This is a genomic window from Spirosoma migulaei (assembly GCF_054776855.1).
Map to the genome: position 1 here is coordinate 226,815 of NZ_BAAHBG010000010.1, position 15,746 is coordinate 242,560.

12 protein-coding genes are annotated in these 15,746 nt (G+C 47.1%); 7 read left to right on the top strand and 5 right to left on the bottom strand.

Annotated elements, in window-relative coordinates:
* Positions 1–127 precede the first annotated feature (127 nt).
* Positions 128–880, bottom strand: coding sequence for a hypothetical protein (locus ACYVGO_RS11545; RefSeq protein WP_460969391.1), 753 nt, complete (start codon positions 878–880; stop codon positions 128–130).
* A 65-nt stretch (positions 881–945) separates the two neighbouring features.
* On the bottom strand, positions 946–2,247 hold the full coding sequence (locus ACYVGO_RS11550; protein ID WP_142771426.1) for an Hsp70 family protein: 1,302 nt from the start codon (positions 2,245–2,247) through the stop codon (positions 946–948).
* Between the two features lie 233 nt (positions 2,248–2,480).
* On the opposite strand from ACYVGO_RS11550, the gene ACYVGO_RS11555 reads away from it, so the two are divergent.
* Both ACYVGO_RS11555 and ACYVGO_RS11560 read left to right on the top strand, forming a co-directional pair.
* Entirely contained in the window at positions 2,481–3,248 is a 768-nt protein-coding gene (locus ACYVGO_RS11555; protein WP_168207755.1) for a M15 family metallopeptidase, read from the top strand.
* A gap of 235 nt (positions 3,249–3,483) precedes the next feature.
* Positions 3,484–5,679 carry an alpha-galactosidase gene (locus tag ACYVGO_RS11560; RefSeq protein WP_460969392.1) on the top strand — a complete coding sequence of 732 codons (2,196 nt, stop codon included), beginning with the start codon at positions 3,484–3,486 and terminating at the stop codon, positions 5,677–5,679.
* 204 nt (positions 5,680–5,883) lie between these two features.
* Here the strand turns inward: ACYVGO_RS11560 and ACYVGO_RS11565 are convergent, their stop codons facing one another.
* A complete protein-coding gene (locus tag ACYVGO_RS11565; protein ID WP_142771423.1) occupies positions 5,884–6,744 on the bottom strand; it encodes a sugar phosphate isomerase/epimerase family protein in 861 nt (286 codons plus the stop codon).
* Between the two features lie 221 nt (positions 6,745–6,965).
* Positions 6,966–9,173 (bottom strand): ice-binding family protein, encoded by a 2,208-nt coding sequence (locus ACYVGO_RS11570; protein ID WP_460969393.1) that lies wholly within the window; start codon positions 9,171–9,173, stop codon positions 6,966–6,968.
* A gap of 684 nt (positions 9,174–9,857) precedes the next feature.
* On the opposite strand from ACYVGO_RS11570, the gene ACYVGO_RS11575 reads away from it, so the two are divergent.
* Together ACYVGO_RS11575 and tnpA are read left to right on the top strand one after the other, a co-directional pair.
* A complete protein-coding gene (locus ACYVGO_RS11575) occupies positions 9,858–11,006 on the top strand; it encodes a glycoside hydrolase family 5 protein (protein WP_460969394.1) in 1,149 nt (382 codons plus the stop codon).
* A gap of 152 nt (positions 11,007–11,158) precedes the next feature.
* Entirely contained in the window at positions 11,159–11,623 is a 465-nt protein-coding gene (gene tnpA / locus ACYVGO_RS11580; RefSeq protein WP_460969395.1) for an IS200/IS605 family transposase, read from the top strand.
* Positions 11,624–11,755: 132 nt separating this feature from the next.
* On the opposite strand, the gene ACYVGO_RS11585 is transcribed toward tnpA, so the two are convergent.
* A complete protein-coding gene (locus ACYVGO_RS11585; protein ID WP_460969396.1) occupies positions 11,756–12,127 on the bottom strand; it encodes a hypothetical protein in 372 nt (123 codons plus the stop codon).
* Between the two features lie 227 nt (positions 12,128–12,354).
* Between ACYVGO_RS11585 and ACYVGO_RS11590 the strand changes: the two genes are divergently transcribed.
* From ACYVGO_RS11590 to ACYVGO_RS11600, 3 genes are all read left to right on the top strand, one after another.
* On the top strand, positions 12,355–13,107 hold the full coding sequence (locus tag ACYVGO_RS11590; RefSeq protein WP_142771417.1) for a hypothetical protein: 753 nt from the start codon (positions 12,355–12,357) through the stop codon (positions 13,105–13,107).
* A gap of 66 nt (positions 13,108–13,173) precedes the next feature.
* Complete coding sequence (locus ACYVGO_RS11595; protein ID WP_460969397.1) at positions 13,174–14,490, top strand: gluconate:H+ symporter; 1,317 nt, start codon at positions 13,174–13,176, stop codon at positions 14,488–14,490.
* Positions 14,491–14,619: 129 nt separating this feature from the next.
* Positions 14,620–15,741, top strand: coding sequence for a sensor histidine kinase (locus ACYVGO_RS11600; RefSeq protein WP_142771415.1), 1,122 nt, complete (start codon positions 14,620–14,622; stop codon positions 15,739–15,741).
* Positions 15,742–15,746: the final 5 nt, after the last annotated feature.

The window sequence follows — 15,746 nt, forward strand, 5'->3', positions numbered from 1 at the left end:
GAAACTGTCTGAAAATTAATTCTTTACTAGCCTAAAACCCCTAAATCCCCTGAAGGGGACTTTCTCCGCAAATGAGCAAAGTCCCCTTCAGGGGATTTAGGGGTTTTATATATCTACCAAGACTCCATTACCACACCCGGCTAGCCATTAGGTTAATGAACACGTTCAGTACAAAGGCAAGGCCGAACGATATAGTAATTGAAAACGAGGGCAGCAAAAATGCCTGCAAAAAGAGAAAGGTCGTGAACCCAAGTAGGCCAATCACCAGGCCTCGCAACGTTGAGATGGTAGCATTGCTACCCTGAAGCGAATGCGAGAAAATAGCGAGAATGGACGTCAAAATTGGGAAAGGAGTTAAAATACCGCTCCAATTTGGCCCCAGAATGCTAGCTAAGCCGGTAATGACCAGTACAAATAACGTTGCCACAACCATTCGGATGAGAATGTCGAATGGTAAGCGCCGGGCACTGGTCGACTGTTCTTTGGGAACCGGGAAAAACCGCAGCGCTACCAGCACTGAACCAATGACCAGGACGTAACTCAACGATAAATTCAGCTGTAAATAATTAACAACTACTGCCGTAATCGTATAGATTACATACGATAACACAAGGGTAGGTAACCAGCTTAGTTTCTGGGAAAGAGTTGAGTAGCTGAAACAAAAGCTGATTAACGCCAGAATCCCAGTCATGGTACCCTGAATCGACTGAATACCGAACGTCTTACCCTGTTCAGCAATAAAGAACAGGAGAATAGGCCCGGCAACCCACGGCATACTCCCAATCAATCCCCCTATTTTATTTCCCCACTTCCGAATTGCCAGGGTAACCAGTGCAATGACCGCCGGAATGAGAGTTATTTTAAGAAGAAGAAGGTTCATGTGTTTTTGATTATTACCGTTCGCAAGGCCGTTGCTTACAAAGTATTTGCCTGGAACTCCCCAGGTCAATTAGCAATAATGTGGGGAGCGTTTGACTTACGGTTAGAATTTTTACCGAATTTATTCTGGCTATCGTAGGCTAGACCAAGGCCCACGCTGGAGAGTTTGTTTTCATCGGCGATGGCTGCGTTCGGAAAAAGTCGTTTAAATTCGGCCTGGATGGAATGAACTTCGGTTGAGCCACCCGTTAGAATAACCAGATCGATGGCCTCTTTTTGAACACCAGCCTCCCGTAGGCACTGCCGGGCTGAGTCGGCTATTTTCTCAACCTCACTCTGAATAGATCGTTCAAACAGATCGCGTTTGATCGGCACAAAAAAGTCGTCCTCAATGAAATCAAGCAGAGCTTTATAGTCATCCAGATCACTAAGGGCAATTTTAGCGCCTTCGGCAGCGGCCAAAAGCGTGTGCCCGGTTTCCTCTTCAAGCACTTTCAACAGTCGTTTGTACCGTGCTTTATCATGCGACTGATGGAGCAACTGCCGAACTTGCATAATCACTTTCGGGGTGTACAAAAAGTTGACTTTACTCCATTCGGCCAGGTCATGAAACGGTTTTAACGGAACTTCCAGATTTTTCTCACCGTACGTACTCCGGTAGCCCAGTTCAGGCATAATGGCCGCCAGACTCAACTCTTTATCAAAATCATTTCCCCCAACCCGAATCCCGGTATTTGCTAAAATATCCGAAGACCGGTCTGCCTTATGGATATACTGGTTTGAAAGCTTAATAACCGTGAAATCGGATGTTCCACCGCCCAAATCGGCGACGATGGCCAGTTTTTCGCCACTCAGTTGTGCTTCGTGCGCAAAGGCTGCCGCAATAGGTTCAAACTGAAATTCGATATGTTTGAAGCCAATCCGCTGGGCAATGGTCTGTAATTCGGCCTGTGCCTGCGTATCGGCGCCGGGGTTATTATCCACAAAATGCACGGGGCGCCCCATGACCACATGTTCCAGTTCCTGGCCGGCAACCGAATCGGCTTTATCTTTAACATGCTTCAAAAAGGACGCAATAATCGTGGCGAAATTCATGGAAGCGCCATTCACCAGGGTGCCCTGCTTCATGAGCGAAGTCCCTAAAACCCGCTTTAAACTGCGCATGAATCGCCCTTCCTGCCGATCGAAGAACAAATTGACGGCTACCCGGCCATAGAAGGCTTTGTTATTGCTTCGCTGAAAGAAAATAGCACTAGGGATAGTTACCGACTCGTTTTCAACAGGCACAAGGCTGATTTCGCCTTTATTATCAATAGCAACGCTGGTATTTGATGTACCAAAGTCGATTCCGCAAGAAATTGTTGTCATCCCCAAATGCCCGTTTTTTAGTAGAAAAAGGGCGCAAATTTACACTTAAAACCTGGTTTATGACCGCTGGTTTTGATGATTGTTACGATTAATCATGATCTTTCGTTGGAATGTGGTGTCAGCTATAAGTAGCTGACACCACATTCCAACGAAAGATCATGGAGCAACAAAACAGGATGATAGCACTCCCCTACGAAGAAAATCATTACCTTAAGGCAAACTACCTGCCTCTTATGAAAACGTATTTATCTGGCCGATTCTGGTCAATAGGGTTATTGACCGCGTTTCTTTCGCTCAGCCTGATAGCATCGGTGTTTGCGCAGCAACCTCCCTACGATCTTCCCAAAAGCAAGTATGGTCTTCCGGTTGTCAATGATGTGGAGATTTACAAGAAAATTATAGCCACTGATCCCGATAATGAACTGGTGGATATGCGCCAGATTCTGCCCAATGCTCAATTCGATGTTACGTATGCGAAAACCACGAATTTTCTGAAACGAAAACTGTACCCCTCCGAAGATGTGTTCATGCGGAAGCCTGCCGCCCTGGCCATTCGCCAGGCGAGTGAAAACCTGAAAAAACAGGGATTTGGGTTATTGCTATTCGATGGCTACCGGCCTTATGCCATCACGGTACTTTTCTACGAAGAGCACGGCGACACCACCTTTGTCGCCGATCCTCGAAAAGGCTCCAAACACAATCGGGGCATGGCCATTGATCTGTCGCTTTTTGATCTGAAAACCGGAAAACGACTGTCGATGCCTTCCGACTACGACGAATCGACCCCACGCGCTTATCATAGCTACATGGATTCGGACAGTGCCTCGCTGGCTCACCGAGCCATTTTACGGTCGGCTATGGAGCAGGTTGGTTTTGCCATTTTCCCTTGGGAATGGTGGCACTATGATTTTAAAGGCTGGGAAAGCTGCTTCACCTACGATTTATCCCACGCAGCCATCCGGCAGGCTAATAAGACCTTACGCAAGGCGAAGACGAAGTAATAGGCGCTGGTTATCCATATGAAGTTGGTGACTCACACGTGAGTGAAGTCGGTTTCTTTAAACCTATCTTAGCCTTCGTTCGGTTTTTAGAAACCTCACATCGTCAGTTGTAAGCAACTGACAACACATTTACGCATTTGGGTAGGAGTTGGGGTTTCCCGATAGCCAGATTGTCTGGCAATGGGTGTTATCTTCGCTTCGTCAATGCACTGCCCAAACCTTACCCCGTTTCTGTATGAAGTCTATTTATCAAATCGCTGCGGCTCTGTTGCTACTCTCACTGAAAAACTATGGCCAAACAACGATTCCGATTGAAACCGCCAACTATGCTCTGGTACTCCAAACCGACAAAAATAACTACCTGAGCATGGTCCATTTCGGCAAAAAGCTGAGCCATACTGCTGATTATAAAGACATTGCCGGTAACTTTAAATTTCCGGATGACAACAGTGGGATTTACAACAATGCCTACACCCCGGCAGGCACCTGGAATTTATCAGAGCCAGCCATTCAGGTTACTCATGCCGACGGCAACCCGTCGCTGGACTTAAAGTACCTGAGCCACCAAACGGTTAAGCCCGATGCCAACACAACCCTAACCACCGTGCAGGTACAGGACCCCGTTTATAAACTGATGGTTACGCTGTTTTATAAAACATGGAATCAGGAAAATGTAATCGAACAATGGGTCGAAATCACGAACCAGGAAAAGGGACCGGTGGTATTGCAGAAATATGCCTCGGCCAATTTATTCCTGTCGAATAAGGACTTTTACCTCACCAGCTTTCAGGGCGAATACCTGAAAGAAATGCAGCCGCAGGAAGAAAAGCTTACCCAGGGCATCCGTACCCTCGATAGTAAGTTAGGCACACGGGCTATGCTACTGGGCACCCCCAATTTCATGGTTTCATTTGGCCAGCCCGCGCAGGAAACTAATGGCATGGTGCTACTGGGCCAACTGGCCTGGAGTGGCAACTACAAACTTGATTTTGAAGTTGACTCCTACAAAAACCTTCGTCTGATTGCGGGTATCAACCCGTATGCCTCAGCGTATACGCTGGCTGCCGGAAAAACGTTTAAAACCCCCTCGCTCCTCTACACGCTTTCGGATAACGGAACCGGGCAGGCTAGTCGCCAGTTGCAACGATGGGCCCGAAAATACCGGGTGCTCGATGGCGAGGGCGACCGGCTTACCTTACTCAATAACTGGGAGGCCACGTATTTTGATTTCGACGAACCAAAACTGTCGGGGCTGTTTACTGATGCGAAAAATTTAGGCGTCGACATGTTTCTGCTCGACGACGGCTGGTTCGGCAATAAGTATCCCCGTAATAATGATAAAGCCGGTTTGGGCGATTGGCAGGAGAACGTAAAAAAGCTGCCTCACGGCCTCGGCTATCTGGTTAAAGAAGCGAAAACAGCGGGCGTAAAATTCGGTATCTGGATTGAACCTGAAATGGTGAACCCCAAAAGCGAATTGTACGAAAAACACCCGGACTGGGTGATTCGGCAGCCCGAGCGTCCCGAAAAATACTACCGAAATCAATTGGTTCTTGACTTGGCCAATCCGCAGGTGCAGGATTTTGTTTTCGGTATCGTGGATGGGTTATTCACCAAAAATCCGGAACTGGCCTTTATTAAGTGGGACTGTAATGCGGTTATTTACAATGCGTATTCGGCCTGGCTGAACAAAAACAAACTCCCGCAATCGCATCTGTACGTCGAATACGTGAATGGCCTGTATAGTGTATTGCAACGTATTCGGGCCAAGTACCCTAAAGTACCCATGATGCTCTGCTCCGGCGGGGGTGGCCGTGGTGATTACGAACTGCTGAAGTACTTTACCGAGTTCTGGCCCAGCGATGACACCGAACCTATTGAACGTATCTTCCTGCAGTGGAACTACTCCTATTTCTTCCCGTCCATCACTACCGATTGTCACGTAACGGATTGGGGCAAACAACCGATTAAGTTCCGGGTCGATGTAGCCAGTATGGGGAAACTTGGCTTTGATATTGTGGTAGGGCATCTTACCCCCAACGATCTGGCGTTTTGCCAGCAGGCACTAAAAAACTATACTGGCTTCAAAGACGTCGTCTGGCACGGCGATCAATATCGACTGGCCAGCCCCTACGAAAATCCGGTTGCCTCGGTAGCGTACGTTAGTGACGATAAAAACAGCGCCATTATGTTCACTTACCTGCACACCAATCGGGTTATGCAGTCAGCTACCGAGCGCCCTATTAAGTTAGCAGGTTTGGAGGCCAACAAGCGCTATAGTGTTAAGGAGATCAATCTATATCCGGGTACGAAGTCAACGCTTGAGGAGGGTAAAGTGTATAGCGGCTCCTTCCTAATGAACGTCGGCATTAATCCTGACGTGAATTCCCGCCGGGCCAGTGTGGTACTTCAGCTAACGAAAGCGGAGTAGTCTTGACCTAAAGCCCATTCAGGGCAGGGCCGTTAAGTTCTGAATTTTACTTAATCAGCCTCTTTTATTGGCTTATTTTACCCCCCAACCCCCTGAAGGGGGAGTACTCCGAAGTGGATTTCCTCCCCCTTTAGGGGGTTGGGGGGTAAATGCTATTACTACCGGAGTCAGCTACTTATAGCTGACCCCACTCAAAAAGATCGTTTACTCCTTCAGGCTTTTCAGGTACGCAATGCTTTTGGGCATTTGTTCGTACTCCTTGTTGCTCTCATCCTCAATGTAATAATGCTTCACTCCTGCTTTTTTGGCCAGGCGTATAATTTCTGGAATGTTCACCTGACCGTCGCCGAGGGTTACGTCGTTTTCGGGAGGAGTACCGCCAGTCAAATCGCCTTTCACGCCTTTTTTGAGGTCTTTCAAGTGCAGGAGTTTATAGCGACTTCCATACTTTTTCAACAGGGCGACTGGGTCGGCACCACCGTGTTGCGTCCACAAAATATCCATCTCGAACGAAACGTATTCGGGATTGGTATTCTTGACAATGTAATCGTAAAGCGTACCATCTTCATAAGGATGGAACTCATAGCCGTGATTATGGTAGCAGAATGTGATCCCATTCTCTTTCATCGTTTTACCGATCCGGTTAAAATCCTCAACGGCTTTCTTTGCATTCTCCAGGTTAAAATTCGCCTTTTGGTGAGGAATCCACGCGCACATGATAAAGGAAGCTCCCAGAGCTTTTGCTTTATTAATGGCGTCCATTGGATCTTTAGCCAGTTGTTCGTAGCCCCCTCCCGTTGCCGAAATTTTAATACCTCGCTCGTCGCATAGCTTTTTAAATTCCGCTTCGGTCATTCCTTTAGGCGCTCCGCCCTCCATATCGGTAATGCCTAAGGCTTTGATCGTATCCAGCGTAGCAATAACGCTCTTGGGGAAGCTATTTCGGTAGGTGTACGACTCAACACCGATTGGAAATGTGTACAGCTTGCCTTTCTGCGCAAAACTGTCTGATACACCAAGTAATGAAATCGTTGCCAGGCTCAACGCAACAAGGTTTTTTTTCATGGTTATAGGTTTTTCTTTTTTAATTCACTTACAGCAAAATTGGCCATGAGGGTCAGCGTCAAGTATTGAAACGCAGAGTTGGTCTATAAGACAGGGCTGGTCTTATTTTTACTTAGTTGTACGCGCACAATTCACTCACACATGCGTTAGTGCATATCCATCTAACCAAAACGCCATCCTCAGCGTTGAGGATGGCGTTTTTAAAGTCAAGGAAATTGGTACTACCGAATTGGATCGCCGATACGCTTGGGACGCTGGGTCTGCGTAATTACATACGGTACACAAACTTCAACCGGGCAACCGCATACGGTTGGTAACAGGAATACGGTCACATCTGTATAACAACCCGATGAGTTGTATACCCGAACTGTGTAAAACTGAGTTACTGACGGATTAGGTAGTGCAGTGGCAATCGTTCCAGTTGCAGGAATTAACTGGGGTGCTCCTGAGAGTGAAGCTGTGGGGTCAAAAGTTGCACCCAGGGAGTACTGATAAGTATGCAGCGGATTGAAATTACTGACCACCAGCTTCCCATTGTTTTGTGGGCTATTACCCAGGCAGGTGGACCCAATAGCAACAGTCTGATAGGCGGGCAGTGTATCTTCTTCTACGATGAAAGGGCAACAGGAGAAATCCGGGCATAACCCACTGACATTATCCACCCCCAAACTGTAACTACCCGGCCCGGTCACTACCAATACATTGCTGGTCTGACCCTGAATAAGTACTCCATCTCTATACCAGCGATAGCTGGCGCGTCCTGCCGGCACCGTCAACGTATATTCATCGCCAAGACATAATTTAACCGGTATAGATGTGCAGGCTTTAACAGTATCGCCAGGAATCGTAATTATGTTGTAGAGAATACCTGTAGAATCCACACGAACCTGGAAAGTCAGGGTCAGGCTCTGACCAGCTGCAATGAACGGCACAGTCCATAAACTGATGGGTTGACCACTTACAAATGATGTACCCACGGGTACCGTAGCTGAGCCCGTCACGTAGGTTGTCCCCGTACTGAGCGAATCCCGTACCGTTGTCGTGGCTGACGTTGACCCCGAATTAGTCAATACTACACTATAGGTCAGTAAATCGCCGACTTCCGCTTTCGAAATATCGACAAACGTCTGCACGGAAAGAGAAGGGTTGGTAGGACTAACCACCGGAAAGAAACCCGCACCAGCGCTGGTATAGCTCTGTCCTGCTGTTAGCGTCACGGGACCAGTAACCGTAGAACCTGTGGCCAAATAGCCAGTTGGTGTAGTGAAACTGACGGAATAGGGTACACCTGGAGTCAGTCCTGTAAAACTGTAGATGCCTGATGGACTGGTCGTTGTAGATGTAACTGGAGAGCTGGCACCATCCAGTAGCGTAACTTCTACCCCGGCAATAGGGGTGTCTCCTCCATCCTGCACACCGTTAGTATTAGTATCCGTAAAGACCGCGCCACCCAGGCTGGCTGGCGCTACTGTACAGGAAGCGGGAGCCGTATAGGTCACGCTAACCGTTTGACTGGCATAATTCACGGTCAGGGTATGACTGGATGTTCCCGAGGTGAGTCCTGTCAGGCTAAAAGGCACCGATGTATCTCCGGCGTTGACGGCAACAGTCGTTGACGCCAGACCATCCGTAAGCGTGGCAGTACCGGCCAGGGCACCTGTTAATGAAACAATGCCTGAAATGGAATATTGATTCGTAGCCGGGACGCAGGAGCCAGCCACCACACTCAGCGACAAAGCCGGAATTGTTACCAGGTTGTTACTTAGGGAAATTGCCCCCCCAACCGATAAACCCCTGCCTTCAAGCGATGCGCCTGTCAATAAGCTGATGGCTCCATTAGCCAGTATAGTTCCTCTGAAGAAGGAATTAATTCCTACATCGACGGCTCCGTCGACCTGGAAATACACATTATCGAAGGAAGCCCCATTCGTTAGACTGATACTTGAACTTGTGGCTGTGGTTAACGCGCTGCTCAATTTTATAATATAGACGCCTGCTCCATTTAAGACTAGTGTTCCATTTAGTGTAGTCGGGTTGGCGGTATTCTGACAGGAAACCCCGGGCGTAAGCGTTTGACCTGCTAATTCGGGGAGTAGTATGGTTGTACAGGCAGCCGAGTTCAAAGAATTGTACGCCGTTGTTACATCGGTAGCAGCCTGGTTTGCTTCTGTACTGCCCGGCAAGCGAATGTTGCCAAATACAGTACCTGGACCTGGAATGGGGGTTGCCACTGACAACCCGGTAAAGGCCCCCACATTGGTGCCAACATCACCGGTCACCACAGAAGCCCCTACGTTGGTAAAGGCTCCATTGGCTGTAAAAAGCGCAAAATTGGAAGCCGTTCCTAAGTTAGGTGCCTGCCCAAAACCTATGGTCGAAGAAGCTATAAGAGTAACAAATGATAGAATAAGAAAATATTTTTTTCCCATCTTAATTTATCAGTTAAAAATATAGTTATTAAATTGATTGATATTGAATATTTAACATAACAATATGTTATCCAAAAACTTAATTAGACAGCTCTAGCCATAAAGCATTAGCATTTAACACCCAAAAAGTAGCTTAAGTGAGAACAGGGAAGTCTGAATTTGGCAGGGGAATCTCTGAAAAAATGTAGCCGATTAGTGGTAGAAAATAGGGTGCCGCAACGCTTTCAAACGAAAAAAGTGGCATCAACGCTTCACCTCAACTAGCTCTTTACTAAATTATTAACTAAAACTAAATACCAATAGCAGATAATTTATCCCATCATCAGACCAAGCGTTTTGTCACTCTTCTCCTGGTTAGCACTCCTTAGGCCAGTCTGAAAAATACGTTAAACTAAACCCTATAATATCATCAACAAATCTTCATTTTGGCAAACTAGTACGGCTCTACTAGTTCCTAATTCTGTCAATTATAATCGTGCCAATAAAACCTACTCGTTACATAAGGCCATCTTGAACTCCCCTATTTTTACAATACAGCCAATACCTATCTCTGATTTCTGCAAGTAAAAAGGCCAGAGCCACGTGATCAAGGGTCCTACTGAACGGAGTAAAACCTTGCTGAACGTGCAAGTCTCTCCTTAAAACAGACTGAGTAGATTTAAGAATTGTCCTTCTCTCTCCGTCATGCAACGAAGGACATTTATTCAGAACACCGGCCTGCTCACAGCAGCCCTGAGTACATCCGGCCCAGACCTGTTAGCCACCGCTAAACCAGCTACCCTGGCGAAAAATAAGCTCCCTAAATGGAAAGGCTTTAACATGCTGGACTTCTTCTCGCCCGACCCAGCCAACAGTCGCCCGGCTACGCAGGAGGATTACTTCAACTGGATGCAGGACTGGGGATTCGACTTTGTCCGGCTCCCAATGGCTTATCCGGCCTATTTGAAATTCGACCGGAGCCGCAACATTACGCCCGACGAAGTCTATCAAATTGACGCGCAAGCCGTTGACCGGATCGATGCGTTGGTAGCGATGGCCCATAAACACAACCTGCACGTTAGTTTGAACCTGCACCGGGCACCAGGTTACTGCGTCAACGCAGGCTTTCATGAGCCGTACAATCTCTGGACTGATCAGGCCGCGCTCGATGCGTTCTGCTTTCACTGGAACATGTGGGCCAAACGCTATAAGAACGTGTCATCCAAAAAGATAAGCTTCGATTTATTGAATGAGCCCAGTATGCGGGTCGACATGAACGATCAACATTCTAAACACAGTACCGTTCCGGGTGATGTGTATCGAAAAGTGGCCCTGGCGGCTTCGGAAGCTATCTGGAAGGAAAACAAAACACACCTGATTATCGCTGACGGCAACGATACGGGTTCATCGGTGATACCAGCCATCGCCGATCTGAACATCGCCCAAAGCTGCCGGGGCTATAATCCGGGCATCATTTCGCATTACAAAGCGCCCTGGGCAAACAAAGATCCAGATCACCTGCCCGAACCCAAATGGCCAGGACAGGTAGGTGATAAGTACCTGAGCCGGGCCATGCTCGAAACCTTCTACCAACCCTGGATTGAATTAGTGAACAAAGGCGTTGGTGTACACTGTGGCGAATGCGGTTGCTGGAATAAAACCCCGCATGCTGTTTTCCTGGCCTGGTTTAAAGACGTATTGGATATTCTGTCCAGCAACGGAATAGGCTTTGCGCTCTGGGAATTTGTTGGTTCGTTTGGCATCCTGGACTCGGGCCGCACCGACGTGGCATACGAAGATTGGTACGGCCACAAACTAGATAGAAAATTGCTGAATTTGATGCTGAAGGCCTGAGAGGTTAGGGGTTACTTTGCCAATGGCTTTTCGTCAGTATAGATATGATCCCTTCAGGGTCAAATGTTTGTAGCTAGAGAGATTCCCCTACAAATATTTGACCCTGAAGGGGTCATACAAAAATTTCGCATCGCCCCGATAACTAATCATTTATGCCTGGTACGTTTTCACAAATCTATATCCATATTGTTTTCGCAGTGAAAGGACGTAACAGCCTGATTGATCCAATATGGGAAGAAGAACTTTATAAATACATAACCGGTATTGTGCAGCATAAAGGGCAGAAAATGCTGTCGATCAATGGAATGCCCGATCATGTTCACTTGCTAATTGGCCTCAAACCATCCTGTTGTTTGTCTGACCTGATCAGAGAAGTTAAAAAGTCATCGAACACATTTATTCGGGATAGCAAGTTTTGTAAATTCAAATTTGAATGGCAAGAAGGATATGGTGCTTTTTCGTATAGCCATTCTGCCTTAGACTCTGTAATTTCTTACATCACTAATCAAAAAGAGCACCATCGGACTAAAACCTTCCAAGAAGAATATTTAGCATTCTTGCAAAAATTCCAAATTGAGTTCAAAAAAGAACATTTGTTTGAATGGGTTGACTATTGAATCCGAAGGATTCGCATGTTTATAGTAAAAAGAAATCAGGCTTGAATCGTACGACCCCGACGGGGTCGAATACAAGCGCACTTATTGACTTTCTATAAACATAGTATCCCTTCAGGATAACTTGCTCACATATCAAACTAACTCACCCACCAACTGCTCTTTGCGAATCGTTTGCCGATTTAACCGCCGGTTGTATAAATCCGTACTCTGGTTTGAATTGTCAAGGGCGGCCGCAGTAGCGCGATCTCCAATTGTTGATACCTTGGTTTCAAACGCCATTTCCTGACGTAAATAATCCGTAGTTTGCTTAAGTTGGGCCGCTTCCTCCACTAACTGGATAGTCAGGTGACGAGTATAAGCTTCATTACCCGAAGCTTCCAGTAACTGGCCGAATTGCTTCGAAAAATCACCGTGCGAATACGTTACCGTACCTTTATCAACGGATAGCTGAACCTGCCGGTACGATTGGGATACGAAATACTGAAGTTGGTTTGAATTACTCATAACTATAAATATCTGTGGTTTTGTTGACGACAATTTTGGAATAATGTTACAATAAATTGCAAAAAATAGTTTTAACTAATTTCATAGTAGTACATTTTAGACCTTTGGCAAAAAATCTCGTAAAATGAATTTAGCAGAATTCACAATCTAATATTTGCTTTTTTCTAGTTTGACGTTACGGAAAAAAGGCTGCATTTTACAAATCTCCTATTATGATTCGTTTCACCATGCGACGTTTTTTTTTACTCATTTGCTTACTTGAATGTGCCTTTCTGTCAGCTAGTGCTCAACTAGATACGATCAACACGGCCAATCTAAAATTGAACGTAGCTGCCTTTCGGGAAGCGAAACGTACATATGCCGTCTTTTTTGAAGATAGCACTGGCAAACGCCTTTCGTCGGCGGATCTATGGGACCGAACCATTCACTTGTCCTCATCACCCACCGGTCAGAAAATCTATCAATTTGATTGGCAGTGGTATCAGAAGGACTCCTTGCTGGCCCACGTTACGGCCACAGGTCTGCTCCCGTCGCTGGCCCCACTGACCCATGAGGCTACCTACACGAAGCGAGGGCAGCGAAATTTTGTCTTTACCGGCACTACCGTCACGATCCCAACCGCTAGTCGACGAACGGCTAAAGACAGTGCATTCAGTGTGGTCATGAATCCGCCCGCGTTTGAGTTTCCGATGGATCTGGAAATCCTTCCACTGTTGCCATTCAAAAAAGTGGGGCAAGAATTTGCCATTGCGTTTTACGAACCCGGTAGCCCAGCGGCCAATTATTACCGGCTCACCGTAACTGGCAAAGAAGATGTGGTGGTTGGCGGTAACGCTTCCATCAATTGCTGGCTTCTGAAAATCAACTACGGTCAGCCGGATGTGTTTGCTACCTTCTGGATTTCAGACAAGAATCGGGAGGTTGTAAAAATGAGGGAGTATTTCCGGGGTCGCTACCGCTACAAGGTCAAATTGTATTGACGCCCGGATCAGGTAAGTAGATAAACCCCACATTCCCGTTTGCCGAATAGATACGTTTGTTTGGTCATGCCCTTAACCATTACCCTACTCGGCATTCTGGTTCTGATTGCCCTCATTTCTGTTGTTCGACTACATACCTTTCTGGCCTTTCTGGCGGTTTCGATGGGCGTTGGATTGGCGCTTGGTCTGAAACCATTAGCCATTGTCGACGCCATCCAGAAAGGCATCGGCAGTACCCTGGGCTCCATCACTGCCATTATTGCGTTAGGTGCCATGCTGGGTAAGCTGGTTGCGCAAAGTGGAGCAGCTCAGCGCATTGCGGTCAACATGATGGACTTAGTAGGCACCCGGCACGCCCGATGGGCTTTTCTGGTAACGGGTTTCATTGTCGGACTACCGCTGTTTTATTCGGTGGGATTTATGCTGCTGGCTCCGTTGGTCATTACGGTGGCCTATCGGTATAAGCTGCCCGCCCTGTACATCGGATTGCCCATGCTGGCCTCGCTATCGGTTACGCAGGGTTATTTGCCACCCCACCCCGCCCCGCTGGCCATTCTGAAACAGTTCAACGCCAATATGGGTCTGACTCTTTTCTACGGCATCATTGTGTCTATTCCGGCCATCCTGATTTCCGGCGCGTTGTTTGGCTCTACGCTAAAACGCTATACAACCTTACCTAACCCAGCCTTCATAGCCCCCGATTTGCTAGAAGAGCAAATGCCCTCAGCCAGCGTAAGTTTTCTGACGGTACTACTTCCCATTCTGCTGATTGGCCTGAGTACCTTGATTAGTCCCTACTTACCTGCCAATTCAGTTAGCCAGCAAGTTCTTCTGTTCGTAGGCGAGCCCGTTGTCAGTATGTTTTTTGCGGTATTAGCAGCCATGGTCACGCTGGGTATTAACCGAGGAAAGTCGATGCCGGAGGTTACGGCACTCTTGGGCGAGGCTGTGAAAGATGTGGCAATGCTTTTCCTGATTTTTGGCGGAGCCGGTGCCCTGAAACAAGTGCTGACGGATGGTGGGGTCAACCAATCCATTGCCGACATGATGCACGATTCGTCCGTTCACCCCTATATACTAGCCTGGGGTATGGCTGCGCTCATACGCGTATGCGTGGGTTCATCGACCGTATCAGGTATTACCACAGCTGGGTTCGTAGCCCCTTTATTGGCCAGTACAGGTGTGGAACCCAATTTAATGGTGCTGAGCATTGGGGCCGGAAGTATGATGTTCTCGCACGTTAACGACACCGGCTTCTGGCTGTTTCGCGAGTATTTCCAACTCTCTATGGCTGATACGCTCAAAACCTGGTCCGTGATGGAAACGCTGGTTTCTGTATCGGGACTGGCTGGGGTAATGGTGCTGAGCTGGATACTCTCCTAACTTACCCGTCGTCTATTCGAGACTGCCTCTGGTCAATTAGCTATGACAATTCACCTATGAAATCGGTATAATCCCGTAGATTGATGTAACTTCGAGACAAGCACATGGGTGTACGTAAGCAGGCAGAGCATGAACGTTTCGTTCTATAGTAAACTGAACCAGAGCTGGTTCTTTAGATACAAAATCTACCATCTTCCGTTCTGGTTTGTTTACCATTACCTCTGGTGGATCGTTACGCTAGGCAATCCGGTAAAAGTCTTCTACACGATTGTCGTATTACCCTACGCGCTTAAGTATGGCTTTTATGTCATTTTTCAGGCCATAGCGGTCTACTTCAATTTGTATTTTCTGATTCCGAAGTATCTGGAACAGAACCGATTTACGCTTTACATCAGCTATCTGCTCCTTACAATACTCTGTACAACGTTATGCATTGTTGGCGGGTATTACTTCAGTGCCTATGCAAGTGGCAGAAGCATAGCCGATCTGTTCGGCCAATCGGCCTGCTTCAATTCCTTTTTGAGTAATGCCTTACCCTCGACCGTTGCCAGCACAACCCTGGCCATGAGTATTAAGTTAACCAAGAATTGGATTCAAGCCAGCCAGCGGCAGCAACTGCTGGAAAAGGAAAAACTAGAGACGGAATTGAAATTTCTGAGAAATCAGTTCAATCCACATTTTCTGTTCAATACCATCAATTCCATCTTTTTCCTGATTCATAAAAACCCCGATATGGCGTCGGCATCGCTGGCTAAATTCTCTGAATTGCTCCGGTATCAGCTCTATGAGTGCAACGATCAGCAGATTCCGCTGGGTAAGGAGATTGCTTATGTAGAGAACTTTTTCGAACTGGAAAAGCTCCGGCAGAGCAGCAACGTGGTCATCACCTTCAATCATACCCCAACGTTCACAGATCACTTGGGAATTGCGCCATTTATCCTGATGACCTTCGTAGAGAATGCCTTTAAGCATGTTTCCCGGCATAGTACCAAACCTAACTGGATCACGATCAAGCTTGAATTGGATGGACAGCAACTGGATTTTGTCATTGCAAATAGTGCCTCACCCGATGCGGCTAATGAGGTGGTCAAATACGGTGGAATTGGCTTAACAAATGTTCAGAGACGATTAGATTTACTGTATCCGGGGCAACATGAGCTGGCTATACACCAGGACCCAGATCAGTTTGAGGTAAAACTCCGGCTAACGTTAACCGAACTCGTACAATCGTCAACCCTACAGATAGCCTGACTAAT